This window comes from Serinibacter arcticus (genome assembly GCF_003121705.1).
In the GTDB taxonomy this organism is placed as follows: domain Bacteria; phylum Actinomycetota; class Actinomycetes; order Actinomycetales; family Beutenbergiaceae; genus Litorihabitans.
On record NZ_PYHR01000002.1, the window covers coordinates 1759147 to 1778132 of the forward strand.

The window sequence follows — 18986 nt, forward strand, 5'->3', positions numbered from 1 at the left end:
TCCTCGCGGGGTCGCGAGGGAGTGAGGTGGTGCGCAGCGCCCCCGGGGCACGCACCCACCGACGAAAGGACCAACCCCATGGATCACGTCACCCTCAACAACGGCGTCACGATGCCGATCCTCGGCTTCGGCGTCTACCAGGTCGGCCCCGAGGAGACCCACGCCGCCGTGGCAGCCGCGCTCGACGCGGGCTACCGCCTCCTGGACACGGCCGCGGCCTACGGCAACGAGGAGGCCGTCGGCGCGGCGATCGCGGCGTCGGGCGTCCCGCGCGAGGAGCTGTTCGTCACGACCACGCTGTGGGTCCAGGACGCCGGCGAGGAGCACACCCTCCGTGCCTTCGACGCCTCGCTGACCAAGCTCGGCCTCGACCACGTCGACCTCTACCTGATCCACCAGCCGTTCGGCGACTACTACTCCGAGTGGCGCGCGATGGAGAAGATCCACGCGCAGGGCCGGGCCCGGGCGATCGGCGTCTCGAACTTCTCGGCCGCCCGCCTCCTGGACCTCGCGCTCAACAACGAGGTCGTGCCCGCCGTCAACCAGATCGAGACGAACCCGTTCCACCAGCGCACCGAGTACCACGAGCTGCTCCGGAGCGAGGGGGTGCAGATCGAGTCGTGGGGCCCGTTCGCCGAGGGGCGGAACGGGATGTTCGCCAATCCTCACCTCACCGAGATCGGGGCGGCCCACGGGAAGTCTGTCGCCCAGGTCGTGCTGCGGTGGCTCCTGCAGCGCGGCGTCGTCGCCATCCCCAAGACCGTCAGCCCCGAGCGCATGGCGCAGAACCTCGACGTGTTCGACTTCGTCCTCAGCGACGCCGACATGGCCAGGATCGCGACGCTCGACGAGGGCGGCTCGCAGTTCTTCGACCACGACGACCCCGAGATGGTGCGCCGGCTGAGCACCCACCGGCTGGGCTGAGACGGATGACGACGGCGAGCACCATCTCGCCGTCGTCCGGGGTCCGTCGTCCGCAGTCCGTCGTCCGTCGTCCGTCGTCCGCCGTGGACATCCGAACCGCCCCCGCGGACTCCGCCCGGCTACGGTCGAGACCATGCGATCGATCGCCGACGACCTGCGTACCGCCGCCCTCGACCACCCCGACGCGAAGGCGCTGACCAGGGCGGCCGACGTGCTCGAGAGCTACGCGCGGGCCCCGGGCACCAGGGCCGAGGCGTCACGCGTGGGCCGCATCCTCACCCCCGCCGTCGTCGACGTCATCGGTGGGAGCGTGCGCACGATCTACCGCGAGGACGCCGCCGACACCTCTCCCGGCGTCGGGGGGCTCGTCGAGAACCGGTACGCGGTGGCGGCGGTGATCCTCGCCGCCGCCAGCACCGATGCCGCCGTCGCCGCTCGGGGGGCCGACGCCGCGACGAGCCTCGAACCGCTCGTCGACGGCCTGACCCCGAACGAGGCGGAGGGGCTGCTCCACCTCGCCACGCTCCTGACCGACTCGCCCGCAGCGGGACCGCTCGCCGATGCGGCGCTGGACCGGCTGCGACGCGAGCCTGCGACGCCGGCGCGCTCGTGGGCCGAGTCCCTCGGGGCTGGACCTGCCCCTGGCGCGGTGGGAGATCGCGATCGAGGTTCCCGGCGAGCTCCGCGTTGTCCTGTCGCTGCGCGACCTCCCGGGGAGGAGCTCGTCCTTCTCGGTCTCCATGACCAGGACGACGCGGTGGACCACGATGCTCGGCACCGAGACGACCAGGCCCGGGACCGTGACGGCCTACGAGCACCACGACGACCCCACCATCGCGGGGGAGGTCGAGGCCGCCGGCAGCATCGAGGACTTCCCGCGCCTGCTCGCGTCTCTCGAGAAGGCCAGCCCGGGCATCGCGCTGGACCTCGCGTCGGCGAAGGTCCGGGGGTACCCCGCGCGCCTCCTCCCGGCGGCGGACAAGAAGCGCATCCTCGCCTGGGTCCGGTCGCCCGCCTGACGGGCCCGGCCCGGCTGAGCCGCCCGACCGGCCCCGGCGATCAGCCCTGCTGGCCGACGACGGCGAGCACCGCCTCGCCGTAGGACTCCAGCTTCTTCTCCCCCACGCCCGAGACCTGGCCGAGCCCGTCCAGCGAGGTCGGCCTCGCCGTCGCGATGCTCCGCAGCGTGGCGTCGCCGAACACGATGTAGGCAGGTACTCCCTGCTCCTTGGCGACACCCGCCCGCCAGGCGCGCAGCGCCTCGAACAGCGGCACGTCGCCCGACGCGAGGTCGGCGGATGCGACGGCCTTGCGCGCGGCTCTCGTCCGGCCCGGCCGCGCGACCTCGGTGCGCAGGTGCACCTCGCGGCGCCCGCCCAGCACGTCCGCCGCGGCGTCGGTGACGGCGAGCGTCCCGTACTCGCCCTGGACGGCGAGCAGCCCCTGCGCGAGCAGCTGCCGCACGACACCACGCCACTCGGCGTCGCTCAGCTCGGTGCCGATGCCCCACGTGCTGAGCTGGTCGTGCCTCCCCTTGACCACGCGGTCGTTGGACCGGCCGAGCAGGATGTCGATGTGGTGCCCGGCTCCGAAGCGCTGGTTGCGCTCGCGCTCCAGCCGGACCACGGTCGAGAGCAGCTTCTGGGCGGCCACGGTCCCGTCCCACGACTGCGGCGGCGACAGGCACGTGTCGCAGTTCCCGCAGGCGGTGGACTCCTGGCCGAAGTACGCCAGCAGCCGCACCCGGCGGCACTCGATCGTCTCGCAGAGCGCAAGCATCGCGTCGAGGTGCGCCGAGAGGTTGCGGCGGTGCGCCAGGTCGCCGTCCGAGCCCTCGATCATGCGGCGCTGCTGCACCACGTCCTGCAGCCCGTAGGCGAGCCACGCCGTCGACGGCAGCCCGTCCCGCCCCGCGCGACCGGTCTCCTGGTAGTAGCCCTCGACGCTCTTGGGCAGGTCGAGGTGCGCGACGAACCGGACGTCCGGCTTGTCGATCCCCATCCCGAACGCGATGGTCGCGACCATCACGATCCCGTCCTCGCGCAGGAACCGCGACTGGTTCGCGGCTCGCACGCCGGCGTCGAGGCCCGCGTGGTACGGCAGCGCCGGGATCCCGGCGGCCACCAGGGCTGCCGCCGTCTTCTCGACCGACGCCCGGGAGAGGCAGTACGCGATGCCCGCATCGCCGTCGTGCTCGGTCCGGATGAGCTGGATCAGCTGCTGGACCGGCGAGCTCTTCGGCTCGATCCGGTAGGTGATGTTCGGGCGGTCGAAGCTCGAGACGAACTGCCTCGCCTCGCCGAGGTCGAGGCGCTCGACGATCTCGCGCCGGGTCGCGTCGGTGGCCGTGGCGGTCAGCGCGACGCGCGGGACGTCGGGCCACCGCTCGTGCAGCACGGACAGCCGCAGGTAGTCGGGCCGGAAGTCGTGCCCCCACTGCGCCACGCAGTGCGCCTCGTCGATCGCGAACAGCGCGACCATCCCGCGGTCCAGCAGCTCCACGGCCGACGGCGTCCCGAGCCGCTCCGGCGCGAGGTACAGCAGGTCCAGCTCCCCCGCGAGGAAGGCGCGCTCGACGGCGGAGCGCTCCGCCGATGTCTGGGTCGAGTTGAGGAACCCGGCCCGGGCCCCGACGGCGGTGAGCGCGTCGACCTGGTCCTGCATGAGGGCGATCAGCGGTGAGATCACGACGCCGGTGCCCTCGCGCACGAGCGCGGGCACCTGGTAGCAGAGCGACTTGCCGCCACCCGTCGGCATCAGCACGAGGGCGTCGCCGCCGGTCACCACGTGGTCGACGATCTCGGCCTGCTGGCCGCGGAAGGCCGGGTAGCCGAAGGTGCGCTCAAGGACGTCGAGCGCTGCGGTCGTCATGACAGCCAGCCTAGGCGGGCTGGGTGCCCCCGCCGCCCGGTCGCGAGGCCCTTCGGGTGCGGTCGCGAGGCCCTTCGGGTGCGGTCGCGAGGCCCTTGGTGTCGCCGTCGCGCACAAAAGGCCTCGCGACCGCACCCGAACGGCCTCGCGATGGGCACGAAAGGCCTCGCGAACGGATGGGGTGGAGTCAGGCCGGGTCGGCCTCGTCCAGCCCCGGCAGCTCGCGCGTCGCGATGAGACGCCGGTACCAGTGGGCGGAGTCCTTCCAGGTGCGCTCGAGGGTCGAGTAGTCGACGCGGATGATCCCGAACCGGCGCTCGTAGCCCCACGCCCACTCGAAGTTGTCCAGCAACGACCACGCGAAGTACCCGCGCACGTCCGCGCCGGCCTCGCGGGCCGCGTCGACGGCGGCGACGTGGTCGTGCAGGTAGGACACGCGCCGCGGATCGTGCACGCGACCGTCCGCGGAGACCTCGTCCTCGAACGCCGCCCCGTTCTCGGTGACCATCGTCGGCAGCGCGGGGTAGCGGCGCGTGAGGTCGACGAGCAGGTCGGTCAGGGCGCCGGCGTCGATGTTCCAGCCCATCGCCGTGTACGGGCCAGGCTCGCGCACGAACGCGACGCGGTCGGCCCCGACCCACGGGGTGTGGGCCGACTCCCGGTGACCGGAGTTGTCCGAGGACGTGTCCCCCACCGGGGAGTGACGCACCATCGTGGTGGAGTAGTAGTTCACGCCGAGAACCGTCAGCGGCTGGTGGATCGCCTCCAGATCGCCCTCCTGGACGAACGACCAGTCCGTGATTCCCGCGGTGTCCCCGGCCAGGCGCTCGGGGTAGGCGCCCTCGAGCATCGGCCCGGTGAACGCCCCGTTGGCGAGCGCGTCGATCTGGTCGACCGCGTCGAGGTCGGCCGCGGACGACGGGTCCTGCGGCCGCACGACGTGGAAGTTCAGCGTCACCGAGACCCGCGCCTGCGGCAGCACGTCGCGGATCGCCCGGACGGCGAGGCCGTGGGCGAGGTTGAGGTGGTGGACGGCTGCCAGCGCGGCGGCCGGCTCGGTGCGCCCGGGCGCGTGCACGCCGGAGGCGTAGCCCAGGTAGGAGCTGCACCACGGCTCGTTGAGCGTCGTCCAGGTGTGGACGCGGTCGCCCAGCTCGATCGCCATCAGGCGGGCGTAGGTGGCGAAGGCCTCCGCCGTCGCGCGCACGGGCCAGCCGCCGGCGTCCTCCAGCTCCTGCGGCAGGTCCCAGTGGTAGAGCGTGACGACGGGATCGACGCCGGCTGCGTTCAGCGCGTCGAGGAGGTCGACGTAGAAGCGGACGCCCTCGGGGTTGAGCGGGCCGGTCCCGCCGGGCTGGACGCGCGACCAGGAGATCGACAGCCGGTAGGCGTCGAGGCCGAGCGCCGCGATGTGCTCGACGTCCTCGGGCCAGCGGTGGAAGTGGTCGTCGGCGACGTCGCCCGTGTGGCCGAACTCCGTCACGCCCGGCGTGTGGGAGTAGGTGTCCCAGATCGACGGCGTGCGGCCGCCCTCGGCCGCTCCCCCCTCGATCTGGTACGCGGCCGTGGCGGAGCCGAGCGTGAAGCCGTCGAACGTGCGGGGGCCGGTCTCGTGCGTCACGGTCAGGTCCTTGTCGTGGTCGGAGGTGGTGGTCTGGTTCATGCGGAGGCCTCCTGGGCGTCGGTGCTCATGGTGACGGATGGGATGCGGGGTCTCGGGGACGGTCGGGTGGGAACTGCTTCGTCAGGATGTCGGTCCTCGGGCGTAGCGTCGCCACATGACCGAGAACAGCACGCCCGAGACCCCGCAGACCTCCGAGACCCTCGGCTCGTCCGAGCCCGTCGAGAACCCGTCGCTCGAGAAGGACCCCAGCGACTGGGTGACCGGCGACGAGCCGATCACCGACTCCCAGCGCAGCTACCTCGACACCCTGGCCCGCGAGGCCGGCGAGGAGATCTCCGCGGACCTGACCAAGGCCGAGGCCTCCGAGCACATCGACCGCCTCCAGGAGAAGACCGGGCGCGGCAAGAGCTGATCCCGGTGGGTCGTCAGACCTGACCGACATCGGTGGCCTCCCTCGCCGGTGTCGTCGCGAGTCTCGTGCTCGTGTCCGGGCCGTCCCACGTGCCGTAGCGCACCCGGGTCACCGTGGCGGGCGGACCTCCGGCAGCGCCCTCGACGACCACCCCGAGCACGACGCCGACGAACGAGTCGCTCACCTCGGAGCTGAGCTCGTGGTGCGGGACCGCGGCGAGGACCTGCCAGTCGGGCTCGGCATCCGCCACCGACCGGTCCGCCGCGGCCCGGACGGGTGCCGCCAGCAGCTCGTAGCGGTACCCGTCCGAGCGGATCCCGAGGTCCACCTTCTCCTCCGTCAGAGGAAGCCCGGCCAGCACGCGGGTGGCGCCGGCGAGCGTCTGCACCGCCTCGACCACCGGACCGTCGGCGCAGCTCCGGACCCGCACGACGACGTGCGCCGCCTCGTCCTGCAGGGCGACGAGCGCGACGGACCGCCGGGCCAGGTCGGTGGTGTCGATCCGGCCGGAGAGGGCGAACTCGTGTGCGTCCTGCCGGACGCCGAGGAAGGCCGGGACGCCGCGCTCCCGCAGGCTCACGGGCGACGGCGCCAGCGTCACGGCGACCGCGTCCGGAGCGCCGTCGTCGGGCTCGACCCGCCCCGCCACGGGTCCGCGCAGAGAGATCCAGGCGGGCGGCCGCCCGCCGGCGCGCGGTGCGCCGTCGGCCACCCCCTCCACCCGGCCGACGCCGGGGGCGAGGACGGGCCCGCGCTCGTCCCACCGTGCCGGCACGAGGAAGGTCTCGCGTCCGAGCGTGTGGTGCCCGGCCAGCGGTCGGGTGCCGAGCACGAGCGCCCACAGCTCCCCGGAGGCGGACTCCACCAGATCGGCGTGCCCGACGCACTGGACGAGCGATTCCCCCTCCCCCAGGTGCCGGTGGGTGAGCAGCGGGCTGCGCGGGTCGGTCCGGTACGGCCCGGTGACGACGTCGGCGGTGGCCGCGGTGACGGCGTGGTCGCGACCGGTGCCTCCCTCGGCGCCGATCAGCAGGTAGCGGCCGTCCTTGCGGTAGACGTGCGGGGCCTCGATCCAGGCGCCCGCGACGGCCCCGTGCCACAGCACGTGCTCGGGCCCGACCAGCTCGAGCCGCTCCAGGTCGAGCTCCCGCATCCAGATCTCACCGGGGCCGCGACCCGACGTCGTCGAGTCGCGCGCGGCGGACAGCCAGGCTCGGCCGTCGTCGTCCACGAACAGGTCGGGGTCGATGCCGGCAGCGTCGAGCACCAGGGGTGGGCTCCACGGCCCCGCGGGATCGGTGGCGCGCGTGACGTACGACGTCGCGCCGCTGCGGTTCTTCGCGACGGTGACGACGACGACGAAAGTCCCGGCGTGCCACCGGATCGTCGGCGCCCAGATCCCGTCGGACAGGGCCAGACCGTCCAGGTCCAGCCAGCTGTCGCCCTCGAGGACGTGGCCGACGAGCTCCCAGGTGCGCAGGTCGCGGCTGCGGTGCAGGGGAAGGCCCGGGTGGTACCCGAACGACGAGGTCACGAGGTAGTAGTCCTCGCCCACGCGGCACACGGACGGGTCGGGGTGGCAGCCGGGAAGGACGGGGTTGACGATGCCGGTCACGACGCCGCCCCGCTCGGGAACGTCATCTCGTGGGCCTTGCCCGCGGTCAGCTCCAGGAGCCGGCGCTCGCCGTCGTGCTCGACGACGACCCGGTTGATCGAGGCGACACCGTCGACCCGGACCCGCGCCGTCACCCCGTCCGCCCACCACGCGACGTCGACCACGAGCCCGCCGCGCGCCCGCAGACCTCTGACCCGCCCCTCGCCCCACGGGCAGGCGGGGAGCAGGTGGAGGAGCACCTCGCCGTCGGGCGTGCGCTCGTGCGACTGCAGCAGCGCCTCGACGACGCCCGCCGTGAAGCCGAAGTTCCCGTCGATCTGGAACGGCGGGTGGGCGCAGAGCAGGCTGCGGTGGACGCCGCCGTCGTGCGGGCCCGAGGGCAGGACGCCGCCGGCCGCGTGGTCCACCGGGCGCAGGAACCGGCGCACCATCGCCGAAACTCGCTCGGCGTCACCGAGCCGGGCCCACAGCGCGAGCCGCCAGGCCAGGGACCAGCCGGTGCTCTCCTCGCCCCGTGCCAGCAGGCTGGTCCGCGCCGCGGCGAGCAGGTCGGGTGTCGCCCGGGTCAGGCTGCTGCCGGGGAAGACACCGATCAGGTGGCTCTGGTGCCGGTGCCGGGGGTCGGCGTCGACCTCGTCGCCCGACCACTCCGCCACGCGCCCGTCGGGCAGCACCCGGGGAGCAGGGAGCCGGCCGAGCAGGTCGGCCGCGCGGGCGAGCCGCCCCGGGTCGGCGACGTCGGCCGCGTACCGGAGCACGCCGTCGAGCAGGTCGCGGACCAGCTCGACGTCGCTGGTCGTGGTCCGCGAGAGCGACCGCTCCTGGCCGTCCGCCTCGAGCCACGTGTTCTCGGGACTGGTCGACGGCGACGTGACGACGGCGCCATCCTCACGGGCCTGCACCCACCAGAGAACGAAGTCCAGCGCCCCCCGGACCACCGGCCAGGCGCGCACCAGCGAGGCCTCGTCGCCGAGGACCTCGCGCTCGTCGAGCAGCATCCGCGCCAGCCACGCTCCCCCGAGCGGCCAGAACGACCACGACGGGCTGTCCTGCCCGTGCCCGACCGGGGCGGCGAAGCCCCACGGATCGCTGTTGTGGTGCAGCACCCACCCCGGCGCGCCGTAGAGCTCGCGCGCGACGCGGCTCCCGGTCACCTGGACCCGTTCGAGCCACTCGAGCAGCGGCCGCCGGCACTCCGCGAGGTCGGTGACCAGCGCCGGCCAGTAGTTCATGGGCGTGTTGATGTTGGTCGTGTAGTTGGAGCTCCACGGCGGGCTCGTCTCGTGGTTCCAGATGCCCTGCAGGTTCAGCGCCTGCGTGCCGGGGCGCGACCCCGCGATCGTCAGGTAGCGGCCGAGCTGGAACGCGAGCGTCACGAGGGCGGTGTCGTCACCACCGTTCTCCCGCAGGTCGGTGAGCGCGTCGGCCGTGGTCCGCGGCGTCGTTCCGGACGCCACCCCCGACGGCGCCCCGAGCACGAGGTCGACGCGGTCGAACAGCTCCCCGTGGCCGGCGCGGTGCTCGGCCAGGAGGTCGGCGAGCGACCGGTCTGCGGCGGCCCCGGCGGTCACGTCCGCGAGCGCCCGCAGGTGGTCGCGGTCGCCGTGCAGGGCCGGCCGCGCGCCGTCGGTGGCCGGGTCGGGGAAGGCGTCGGTCGCCGTCGTCAGCACGAGGCGGACCCAGGTCGCGGCCTCGAGGTGGAGCGCGCCGTCGGCCACGCGGGCCGCGCCGTCCGTGAGGACGCGCACGGCCGCGACGGCGGTGACCGAGGGTCCGCCGTAGCGCGGCCCGCCCGGATCTCCGGGCCGCCAGGGCACGACGTCGTGGGGCAGCCGCACGGCGAGCGTCAGTCCAGCGTCGCTCGCGTGGACCTCGGCCCCCGGGTGCGGGGTCTGAAGGCGCACGACGGCGTCGGCCGCGTCCGCCCAGCGCCGCTCGCCCACGAGGGCCTGCGCCGGGGCGCTGGCGATCGTCACCCCGCTGCCGCCGCCCCACTCCTGCCGTACCTCGGCGCGACGGAGGTCCAGGTGGCGGAGCGCCTCGCCGTCGGACCCGGCGCCGTCACTCCCGCCGTCGACCTCCAGCACGAGGTCCACCAGCGGCTGGTAGGCCTGCGAGTGACCGCTCTGGAGCCCGGCCACGGCCGCCTCGGCGGCCGCGACGTCCCCGCGCTCGAGAGCGGAACGCGCCGTGGCCAGCAGCGCCGGCCCGTCCGCGGGAACCTCGGTGTCACCCGGCGCCCCCGACCAGCACGTCGAGTCGTTGACCTGCCAGCGCGCGTCGCGGGCCGTGCCGAAGCACATCGCGCCGATCCGGCCGTTGCCGACCGGGAGCCCGTCGGTCCAGGCGCGGGCCTCCCCCACCGTGATGACGAGCGCGGTCGAGTCGACGGCGTCCGTCAGGGGTCGTCCGTCGCGGCTCACGCCACGCCCGGGTGCAGCAGGGGCGCCTGGCGCAGCGACCGCACGCCGACCTCGCCGCTCCCGACGGCGTACGGTCCGACCACCACGCCGACGAAGCCGTGGGAGACCGTCGTCGAGAGGTGCCCGACGTCGACCTGGGCCACGACCCGCGCGCCGGTCTCCCCCTCCCAGGAGACCTCGGCGGACCGTCCTCGGATGCCGATCCGGACGATTCCCGCCCCGGGCCCGGCGAGCGTGGCCACGTCCTGCGGGACGCCGTCGACGCATCGGGTGACCACCAGCAGCCCCCCGTCGTGCTCGGAGACCGGGGGGCGCAGGGCGGCCGTCAGCCACTGGGTGGAGGACTGCCTCACCACCAGCCCGACCTCCGTGACGTCACCCACCGGCGCGGACAGCTCGAGCGTGATCGTCGAGCACGGTGCGAGCAGGCGCCGGCCCACGAAGGCCGGTGTCGGGGACGCCGGCCCCGCACCCGCCGCGAGGCGAAGGGCGACGCCGTCCTCGTCGGGCGTCACCACCTCGCCGGGCAGGCGCCGGACGGCGACCCAGGGTTCCTCCTGGGCCCGGTCCGCCGGCTGCGACCCGTCCGTCGATGCTGCGGGCCCACCCGGCTCCGGCACGAGCGTTCCGGTACCGGGAGCGAGCACAAGGTGGTCGTCGACCCAGTCGGCCCTGACGAGGAAGGTCTCCCGACCGAGCAGGTCGACGCCGTCGACGAGTCGCGAGGCCAGCACCACGGCCCACCACGTGCCGTCCGGCGCCTCGACGAGGTCGGCGTGCCCCACGTTGACCACCGCCGCCCCCGGACCGAGGTGTCGATGCGTCAGCACGGGATTGTTGGCGTTCACGGTGAAGACGTCCGTCGGCCTCGAGGCGCGACCGGTGACGACGGCGTGGTCGCGTCCCGTCCCGCCCTCGGCCGCCACGAGGTGGACGAACTCCCCGCGACGGTACAGATGGGGCCCCTCGGTCCAGATGCCACCGTGGACGGCGCTCGTGAACACGACGGACTCGGGGCCGATGAGCGCGAGGGTCCGAGGATCCACCTCGCGCACCCACACCTCCCCCTGGCCGTTCCAGTCCTGCCGCTTCGTCTGACGAGCGCCGTGAGCCCAGATGCGATCGCCGTCGATCAGCAGCGAGAGGTCCCCGCCGGTGGCCTCGGGCCACCACACCGGCGCCGACCACGGACCGGCCGCCTCCGGCGCCGTGACGATGAAGTTGCCGCGAGCGCCCTCCGGACCGCCCACGAGCTCGCAGACCACGAGGAACCGATCGCCGTCGTGCCTGATCGTGGGCGCGTACAGACCGCCCGAGTCACCGATCCCGGCGAAGTCGATCTGATCGGTGACGACGTGCCCCACGAGCTCCCAGCTCACCAGGTCGCGCGAACGGTGCACCGGCAGGCCGGGCAGGTACTCGAAGGTCGACGTCACCAGGTAGAACCACGCGTCGCCGTCCTCGTCCACCCGGCAGACCGAGGGATCCGGGTGGAAGCCGGGGAGCACCGGGTTGGTCGCACCGCTCCACGCGAGCTCGTCCATCGCTACCGAGACCGGTGTGGTCACAGGGCGATCACCACCTCGCCGGCGCCGCGAGCGTCGCCCACCGGCTCGCCGAGCGCGCCGAGCGCCACCGACCACGCGCCGGTCGCGTCGGTGCTGCTCACGCGGACCGTCTCGCCGTCGCGCACCACGCGGTAGGACGCGGGTGCCCCGGTGCCGCCGGGCACCGTGGTCGTCGCGTCGTAGCCGTCGGGGATCTCGAACAGGCGCAGCGTGACGCCGTCGGCCCAGTCGTACTCCGGCCGGTCGTGGACCGCGCCGACCGGCAGCACCGTGCCCGGGCGCACGTAGAGCGGCAGCGAGTCGAAGCCGTGCTCCTCGCGACGCCAGCCGTGCCCCTCGACCCGCTCGCCCGAGAGCAGGTGGGTCCAGGTGCCCCGCGGCAGGTAGACCTCGCACCCCGGCTCGGCCGAGAACACGGGGGCGACGAGGAGGGAGTCACCGAGCATGTACTGCGTGCCGAGCCCGGCGACGCCGCGGTCGCCGGGGAACTCCAGCGCCATCGCCCGCATCACCGGGACGCCGGTGCGGCTCGCGGTCTCGCCCGCCGCCCCGAGGTAGGGCATGAGGCTCAGCTTGAGGCGGGTGAAGTCGCGGGTGACGTCGACGGCCTCGTCGTCGAACGCCCACGGCACCCGGTAGGAGTTCGAGCCGTGCAGCCGCGAGTGCGACGACAGCAACCCGAAGGCCACCCACCGCTTGAAGACGGCCGGGTCGGGCGTGCCCTCGAAGCCGCCGATGTCGTGGCTCCAGAACCCGAAGCCGCTCATCCCCAGCGAGAGGCCGCCCCGCAGGGACTCCGCCATCGCCACGAAGGTCGACTCGCAGTCGCCGCCCCAGTGGACCGGGTACTGCTGGCCGCCGGCGGTCGCGGAGCGCGCGAACAGCACCGCCTCGCCCTCGCCCCGCTCCTGCACGAGCAGGTCGAAGACCACCTCGTTGTAGAGCTGCGTGTAGTAGTTGTGCATCCGCTGGGGGTCGCTGCCGTCGTGCCAGACGACGTCGGTGGGGATGCGCTCGCCGAAGTCCGTCTTGAAGCAGTCCACGCCGTCGTCGAGCAGCGCGCGGAGCTTGCCCTGGTACCAGGCCACCGCCTCGGGGTTGGTGAAGTCGACGAGCGCCATGCCGGCCTGCCACTTGTCCCACTGCCAGACGCTGCCGTCGGCGCGAGTGACGAGGAAGCCGAGCGCGCGGCCCTCCTCGAACAGGTAGGAGCGCTGGGCGATGTAGGGGTTGATCCACACGCAGATGCGCAGACCCTTGGCCTTCAGCCGCGCGAGCATGCCGGCGGGGTCGGGGAACATCTCCGGGTCCCACAGGAAGTCGCTCCAGTGGAACTGGCGCATCCAGAAGCAGTCGAAGTGGAACACCGACAGCGGCAGGTCGCGCTCGGCCATCCCGTCGACGAACGAGGTGACCGTCTCCTCGCTGTAGCTGGTGGTGAACGACGTCGACAGCCACAGCCCGTAGCTCCACGCGGGCACCCTGGCCGGTCGGCCGGTGAGCTCCGTGTAGCGCTCGAGGATCTCCTTCGGGGTGTCGCCGTAGATGACGTAGTACTGCAGCTCCGCCCCCGCGACGGAGAACTGCGAGCGCGAGACGACCTCGGTGCCGATCTCGAACGAGACCCGCTCGGGGTGGGCGACGAACAGTCCGTAGCCCGCGTCCGAGAGGTAGAACGGCACGTTCTTGTAGGCCTGCTCGGAGGCGGTGCCGCCGTCCTCGTTCCAGATGTCGACGCTCTGGCCGTTCTTGGCGAACGTGCCGAACCGCTCCCCCAGGCCGTAGATCGTCTCGGCCACGCCCATCGTCAGCTGCTCGCGCACGAACGGCCCCTCGGGGGTGCTGATGACCCCGACGCTCTGGGGCGTGGAGGAGGTCAGGACGCGACCGTCGGGGGCCACGAGCTCGAGGCCCCAGGGCCCGTCGGTGGCGACGCGGGCCGTGAGACGGCCGGCGGTCAGGGTCGCCGGACCCTTGCCCGGCGCCTCGGGCAACGTGATCTCGACGCCGTGGTCGGCCGACACTATCGGGAAGTGCGGGCCGCGGTCGATCCCGCCCAGGTGGTGGGAGATCCGCACCCCGACGACGTCGGGCAGGGGGGAGGTGAGCCGCACCGTGACGAGCGGCCGGTTGAGGGTGTCGCCGCGCGAGCCGATCGGCACGGTCGGGGCGTAGACGAGCAGGTCGTCGCCGTCCGCGACGACGTCCTCGACGTCGCGGGGGCGCAGGACCTCGACGCCGGGGCGCAGCTGCCAGTAGCCGTCGGTGAACTTCATCGTGTCTCCATCAGGACGAGGACGTCGTCGGCCGCGAGCGGCACCGGGACGTCCGGGGTGGTCGAGATCTGTCGGGGGGTCGTGGGGTCGGCGAGCAGGTCGGTGAGGGTGGCCGGGCCGGTCAGGCCGAGGGCGTCCGCGAGAGCGCCCGGTGCCAGCAGCACCTCGGCACCCGTGTGGTTGAGCACGAAGAGCACGTCGCCGCGTCGTGTCACCTCGACGCCCGCGGGCGCGTCGGGCAGCGGCGGGCGCACCCCCGCCTCCGCCAGCGCGCCGTGCAGCACCTCGGCGAGGTCCTCGGGCGGTAGCACCCCGGCCACGAGGCGCGCGCTCCCGGTCCCGCTCCCGGACGTGCGGCGCGTGACGACGGCGGAGCCCGCCAGGTTCCCCAGGCCCGGCAGCGCCTCGTCGCCGGCCAGCGCGAGCAGCACCTCGGCGTCGTCGGCACGGGCGTGGCCCAGGTAGTCGTGCACGCGGGTCTCGCGGCCGTCCGCCCACCGCGCGGGCAGGCCGCCGTCGGGCAGCGGGACATGCTCCTCGACGCCGGCACCCAGCACGTCGCCGACCAGGGCGGGCGTGCGTCCGAGGTGCAGGTGCGTGAGCGGGTCGGCGACGCCGGAGAACGGCCCGACGACGAGGTGGCCACCGTCCTCGACGTAGGTGCGCCAGGTCTGCGCGACCGCGGGGTCGACGACGTAGGTCGACGGGGCGAGCACCGCGCGGTAGGACGCGAGGTCCGCCGTCGGGCTCACGACGTCGACCGCCACGCGCGCGTCCCACAGCACCCGGTGCCAGGCGCGGAGGGTCGCGAGCGGGTCGAGGCGGTCGGTGGGCATCGCCTCGGCGGTCGCGGCCCACCACGAGGGCCAGTCCCAGACCAGCGCGACCTCCGCCGTCGACCGGGTCCCGACGACCGGGGCCAGCCGGGCGAGGTCCGCGCCGAGCCGGCGCACCCCCGCGTGCACGGCCGTGTCGGGGCCGGCGGTGGGCAGCAGCGCCGAGTGGAAGCGCTCCGGACCCGAGCGTGCCTGCCGCCACTGGAAGAAGCAGATGCCGTCCGCCCCGTGCGCCACGGCCTGCAGCGACTCCAGGCGCGAGCGGGCGGGCGACTTGGTGAGGTTGTGCGCCCGCCAGCTGACGCCGCTCGCCGCGGACTCCAGCAGCAGCCACGGCGCCCCGCCGCCCAGCGAGCGCATGAGGTCCTGGGTGAGGGCGGCGTCCGTGAGGGCGCGGGGGTCGGCGGGGTCGGGGTAGGCGTCGTCGGCGATCACGTCGACGTCGTCGGCCCAGGTGGCGTAGTCGGCCAGCGCGAAGAACCCCATGAAGTTCGTGGTGACGGCGCGCTCGGTGTCGTGCTCCCGGATCACCGCACGCTGCTCGCGGTAGACGTCGCGGAGCTCGTCGGAGCTGAAGCGGCGGAAGTCCAGCGCCTGCGTCGGGTTGCGGTGGTACGGCGCCGCGCGCGGCGGCAGCACCTCCTCGAAGCTGCGGTAGCCCTGCGACCACACGCTGGTCGCCCAGGCCTCGTTGAGCGCCTCGATCGAGCCGTATCGCCCCGCCAGCCAGCGCCGGAACGACGCCGCCGCGAGGTCGGAGTGGTCGACCTGGCCGAGCTCGTTGCCGACGTGCCAGAGCACCACCGCGGGGTGGTCGTGGAAGGCGTCGACCACGGCGCGCGTGATCGCCAGGGCGGCCTCGCGGTAGACCGGCGATGAGGCGCTGAACTGGTTGCGCGAGCCGTACGTCAGGCGCACGCCGTCGGCCGTGACCGGCAGCGTCTCCGGGTGGAGCGCGCCCAGCCAGGGCGGCGGCGAGGCCGTCGGCGTCGCGAGGTCGACGGCGATGCCGCCCGCGTGCAGCAGGTCCAGCACCTCGCGCAGCCAGTCGAGCTCGTACCGGCCGGGCTCGGGTTCCAGGCGCGACCACGAGAAGACCCCGACCGTCACCAGCGTGACGCCCGCCTGCTGCATGAGGTCGACGTCCTCGCGCCAGACCTCGCGGTCCCACTGCTCGGGGTTGTAGTCGCCCCCGAACGCGAGGGCGGGCAGCGGCCAGGACCGGCGCTGCTCGGGACGGTCAGACATCGAGAACCTCTCGGGCAACAGCAATCGAAGCGGTTCGACCACCGGCGGTCGACGGCGACGGAGGGGTGGCGTGGTTTACCGCCGGGCGGTGGGGATGGCGGGTCGATCTGCCGCGTCGAACATCATCGACTAGCGTAGCCCTCCGGACGACGCCCACCGGGCGTTGCTGACGAGGGGAGCAGTCGTGGCGACGATCGAGGACGTGGCGCGGCGCGCGGGGGTCTCGCAGTCGACCGTGAGCTACGCGCTGTCGGGCAAGCGCCCCATCTCCGCCGACACCCGTCGCCGGATCGAGAAGGCGATCGAGGAGCTCGGGTACCGCCCGCACGCCGGCGCCAGGGCGCTCGCCTCGGCCCGCACGGACGTCATCGGCCTGATGGCGCCGCTGCGCACCGGCGTCGACGTCAACGTCATCATGCAGTTCGTGGCCGGCGTGGTCACCGGCGCGAGCCGGAGCGGGTACGACGTGCTGCTCCTGACCCAGGACGAGGGCTCGGTCGCCCGCGTCACGAGCTCCTCGATGGTCGACGCCCTCGTGGTGATGGACGTCGAGGACGACGACGCGCGACTGCCGGCGCTGCAGAACCTCCGCCAGCCCGCCGTCCTCATCGGTCTCCCGACCGACCCGCACGGCCTCTCGTGCGTCGACCTCGACTTCGCCCAGGCGGGTGCCGTCGCGGTCCGTCGCCTCGTCGCCGCGGGTCACCGGTCGATCGCCCTGATCGGCAGCCCCGCCGAGGTGGTGAGCCGTCACACGTCCTACGCCGAGCGCATGACGCGAGGGTTCGTCGGCGCCTGCGAGGCCGCCGGCGCCGCCTACCTCGTGCTGCCCACCGCGGCGTCCGCCGCTGGCGCCGTCGCCTCCGTCGACCGGATCCTGGCGATGATGCCGGACGTGACGGGGCTCGTCGTGCACAACGAGGTGGCGCTGCCTCATGTGATCTCCCGTTTCCAGATGCGTGGACGTGGTGTGCCCGACCAGGTGTCGGTGGTGGCGGTGTGCCCCGAGAACGTCGCCGTCTCGCTGCCGTCGCCCGTGACGAGCGTCGACATCCCGGCCGAGTCGATCGGCCAGATCGCCGTCGAGATGCTCACAGGTCTGATGAAGGACCCCTCCCGGGGCGAGGTTCGGCTGGTGAGCCCGCGACTGACCGAGCGGGGCAGCGTGCACGAGGTCGAGGTGGTCACCGGCGCGTGAGCGCCGGCGACCCGACGAGGTCTCCCTCGCCGTCTACCCCTTGACGGCGCCGAAGATGACGCCCTTGGTGAAGTGACGCTGGACGAACGGGTACACGAGCAGGATCGGGATCAGCGCGAGGACCATGATCGCCATCTTGACCGGCAGCCCGGTGACGGCGCCGGTGGCGACGTCGACCTGGCCGGTGCCGCTGCCGGGCAGCGTCACCCCCTGCAGCACGTAGGAGCGCAGCACGAGCTGCAGCGGCCAGAGCGTGTTGTCGTTGATGTAGAGCATCGCGTTGAAGAAGGCGTTGAAGTAGCCGACCCCGTAGAAGAGAGCGACGACCGCGGTCACGGCCGTCGACATCGGCATGATGATCCGGCCCAGGATCCGCCAGTCGCCGGCGCCGTCGATCCGCGCCGCCTCGGTGATGGCCGGGTCGATCCCCATGAAGAACGAGCGCAGGATCAGCACGTTGAAGGCCGACACCGCCCCCGGCAGGATGAGCGCCCACAGGTTGTCGATCAGCCCCAGGTTGCTCACGAGCAGGTAGGTCGGGATCATCCCGGCGCCGAAGAACATCGTGACGAGGAAGACGAACAGGATCGGACGGTGGCCCAGCGAGCTCGGCCGCGACAGGCCGTAGGCGGCCAGGACCGAGACGAACGTCGACAGCACGGTTCCCACCGCGGTGACGAACACGCTCACGCCGGCGGCCCGCGTCACGATCCCGCCCGACAGGATCTGCTGGTAGGCCGCGATCGTCAGGTCACCCGGGATCAGGACCATCCCGCCCGAGCGGTTGACGTCCGCAGTCGTCGAGAACGACGTCAGGACCACCGTGTAGAGCGGCACCACGACGATGAGGACGACGATCGTCAGGACGAGCGCCTTGACGCCCTGTCCCAGCGGGGAGGGCTTGCCCTCCCACGCGTTGCGGTGCTTGTTGATCCGCCGCTGGGGCGGCGGGGTGGGGCGGGCGTCCCGCTCGGGGACGGGGACGGGGACGGCGTCAGGACGGCCCAGCGGCCCCTGACCGGCATCGGTCTGGATACTCATGATTTGCGGTACACCCCGTCCTCACCGAACACGTGCGCGAGCTTGTTGGCACCCAGCACCAGGGCCAGGGAGACCAGGCCCTTCACCAGACCGGCGGCCGCCGCGAAGGCCCAGTCGCCGTTGACGACACCCTGGTAGTAGACGTAGGTGTCGATGACCTCGGCCACCCCCGGCCCCACCGCCCCGCGCTGCAGGATCAGCTGCTCGAACCCGACGGTCAGCGCGTCGCCGAGCCGAAGGATCAGCAGCAGGATGATCGTCGGCCGGATCGCGGGCAGCGTGATGTGCCACATCCGCCGCATCCGACCGGCACCGTCCATGGCCGAGGCCTCGTAGTGCGCCGGGTCGACGGTCGCCAGCGCCGCGAGGAAGATGATGATTCCCCAGCCGGCGTCCTTCCAGACCGCCTGCGAGGTGATGAGCACCAGGAACGTGTCCGGGTTGGTCATCAGGTCGAACCCGGTGAACCCGGCCTGGGCCAGCAGCCTGTTGACCAGCCCCGCCCCGCCGAAGATCTGCTGGAAGATCGTCACCACCAGCACCCAGGAGAAGAAGTGGGGCAGGTAGATGATCGACTGGATCGTCGTGCGGAGCGCCGGCGTGATCACGCTGTTGAGCAGCAGCGCCAAGATGATCGGGATCGGGAAGAAGAACACGAGCTGGAAGCCCGTGATCAGCAGGGTGTTTCCGACGGCGTGCAGGAACTGCGGGTTGTTGAACACCCGCACGAAGTTGTCCCACCCCACGAACGGGCTGTTCGCGATCCCGACGTAGGGCGAGTAGTCCTGCCACGCGATGACGTTCCCGAGCATCGGGACGTAGGCGAACAGCACCAGCAGTCCCACCGCCGGCAGCGTCATCACCAGGAGCGTCTTGTCCCGACGCAGACGATCACGCCACGTGATCCGGTTGATCGGCACACCGTTGTGGTGCGTCGGCTGCTTCTCCCG

Annotated in this window: 13 protein-coding genes; 4 read left to right on the plus strand and 9 right to left on the minus strand. The window is 73.0% G+C overall.

Features of this window, described 5'->3' with window-relative positions; all coding sequences use genetic code 11:
• Positions 1-78: 78 nt before the first annotated feature.
• Positions 79-924 (plus strand): aldo/keto reductase, encoded by an 846-nt coding sequence (locus C8046_RS08120; RefSeq protein WP_109229002.1) that lies wholly within the window; start codon positions 79-81, stop codon positions 922-924.
• A gap of 560 nt (positions 925-1484) precedes the next feature.
• Positions 1485-1943, plus strand: coding sequence for a hypothetical protein (locus tag C8046_RS18075; RefSeq protein WP_146197101.1), 459 nt, complete (start codon positions 1485-1487; stop codon positions 1941-1943).
• Between the two features lie 40 nt (positions 1944-1983).
• On the opposite strand, the gene recQ is transcribed toward C8046_RS18075, so the two are convergent.
• Both recQ and C8046_RS08140 read right to left on the minus strand, forming a co-directional pair.
• Positions 1984-3795 (minus strand): DNA helicase RecQ, encoded by a 1812-nt coding sequence (recQ, locus tag C8046_RS08135; RefSeq protein WP_109229005.1) that lies wholly within the window; start codon positions 3793-3795, stop codon positions 1984-1986.
• Between the two features lie 187 nt (positions 3796-3982).
• Complete coding sequence (locus tag C8046_RS08140; protein WP_109229006.1) at positions 3983-5458, minus strand: GH1 family beta-glucosidase; 1476 nt, start codon at positions 5456-5458, stop codon at positions 3983-3985.
• Positions 5459-5573: 115 nt separating this feature from the next.
• Between C8046_RS08140 and C8046_RS08145 the strand changes: the two genes are divergently transcribed.
• A complete protein-coding gene (locus tag C8046_RS08145) occupies positions 5574-5831 on the plus strand; it encodes a DUF3072 domain-containing protein (protein ID WP_109229007.1) in 258 nt (85 codons plus the stop codon).
• Positions 5832-5844: 13 nt separating this feature from the next.
• Here the strand turns inward: C8046_RS08145 and C8046_RS08150 are convergent, their stop codons facing one another.
• The 5 genes from C8046_RS08150 to C8046_RS08170 are packed head-to-tail and all read right to left on the minus strand — an operon-like array spanning position 5845 to position 15797.
• Positions 5845-7446, minus strand: coding sequence for a glycoside hydrolase family 43 protein (locus tag C8046_RS08150; protein WP_109229008.1), 1602 nt, complete (start codon positions 7444-7446; stop codon positions 5845-5847).
• Positions 7443-9869 carry a glycosyl hydrolase family 95 catalytic domain-containing protein gene (locus C8046_RS08155; RefSeq protein ID WP_158277169.1) on the minus strand — a complete coding sequence of 809 codons (2427 nt, stop codon included), beginning with the start codon at positions 9867-9869 and terminating at the stop codon, positions 7443-7445. Before C8046_RS08155 ends, C8046_RS08150 begins: the two co-directional genes overlap by 4 nt.
• Positions 9866-11437 (minus strand): glycoside hydrolase family 43 protein, encoded by a 1572-nt coding sequence (locus tag C8046_RS08160; RefSeq protein ID WP_146197102.1) that lies wholly within the window; start codon positions 11435-11437, stop codon positions 9866-9868. Before C8046_RS08160 ends, C8046_RS08155 begins: the two co-directional genes overlap by 4 nt.
• Positions 11434-13713 (minus strand): alpha-xylosidase, encoded by a 2280-nt coding sequence (gene yicI, locus C8046_RS08165; RefSeq protein WP_109229011.1) that lies wholly within the window; start codon positions 13711-13713, stop codon positions 11434-11436. The genes C8046_RS08160 and yicI overlap by 4 nt, the downstream gene beginning before the upstream one ends.
• Complete coding sequence (locus tag C8046_RS08170; RefSeq protein ID WP_109229012.1) at positions 13710-15797, minus strand: beta-galactosidase; 2088 nt, start codon at positions 15795-15797, stop codon at positions 13710-13712. The genes yicI and C8046_RS08170 overlap by 4 nt, the downstream gene beginning before the upstream one ends.
• 184 nt (positions 15798-15981) lie before the next feature.
• On the opposite strand from C8046_RS08170, the gene C8046_RS08175 reads away from it, so the two are divergent.
• Entirely contained in the window at positions 15982-16995 is a 1014-nt protein-coding gene (locus C8046_RS08175) for a LacI family DNA-binding transcriptional regulator (RefSeq protein ID WP_109229013.1), read from the plus strand.
• A gap of 33 nt (positions 16996-17028) precedes the next feature.
• Here the strand turns inward: C8046_RS08175 and C8046_RS08180 are convergent, their stop codons facing one another.
• Positions 17029-18036, minus strand: coding sequence for a carbohydrate ABC transporter permease (locus tag C8046_RS08180; protein ID WP_109229014.1), 1008 nt, complete (start codon positions 18034-18036; stop codon positions 17029-17031).
• A complete protein-coding gene (locus C8046_RS08185; RefSeq protein WP_235866235.1) occupies positions 18033-18956 on the minus strand; it encodes an ABC transporter permease in 924 nt (307 codons plus the stop codon). The genes C8046_RS08180 and C8046_RS08185 overlap by 4 nt, the downstream gene beginning before the upstream one ends.
• Positions 18957-18986: the final 30 nt, after the last annotated feature.

Bases quoted from the DNA above. Each gene is read 5' to 3' on its own strand.
- C8046_RS08180 (WP_109229014.1), bottom strand. From the start codon at position 18,036: ATGAGTATCCAGACCGATGCCGGTCAGGGGCCGCTGGGCCGTCCTGAC.
- C8046_RS08170 (WP_109229012.1), bottom strand. From the start codon at position 15,797: ATGTCTGACCGTCCCGAGCAGCGCCGGTCCTGGCCGCTGCCCGCCCTC.
- C8046_RS08140 (WP_109229006.1), bottom strand. From the start codon at position 5,458: ATGAACCAGACCACCACCTCCGACCACGACAAGGACCTGACCGTGACG.
- yicI (WP_109229011.1), bottom strand. From the start codon at position 13,713: ATGAAGTTCACCGACGGCTACTGGCAGCTGCGCCCCGGCGTCGAGGTC.
- C8046_RS18075 (WP_146197101.1), top strand. From the start codon at position 1,485: ATGCGGCGCTGGACCGGCTGCGACGCGAGCCTGCGACGCCGGCGCGCT.
- C8046_RS08145 (WP_109229007.1), top strand. From the start codon at position 5,574: ATGACCGAGAACAGCACGCCCGAGACCCCGCAGACCTCCGAGACCCTC.
- recQ (WP_109229005.1), bottom strand. From the start codon at position 3,795: ATGACGACCGCAGCGCTCGACGTCCTTGAGCGCACCTTCGGCTACCCG.
- C8046_RS08120 (WP_109229002.1), top strand. From the start codon at position 79: ATGGATCACGTCACCCTCAACAACGGCGTCACGATGCCGATCCTCGGC.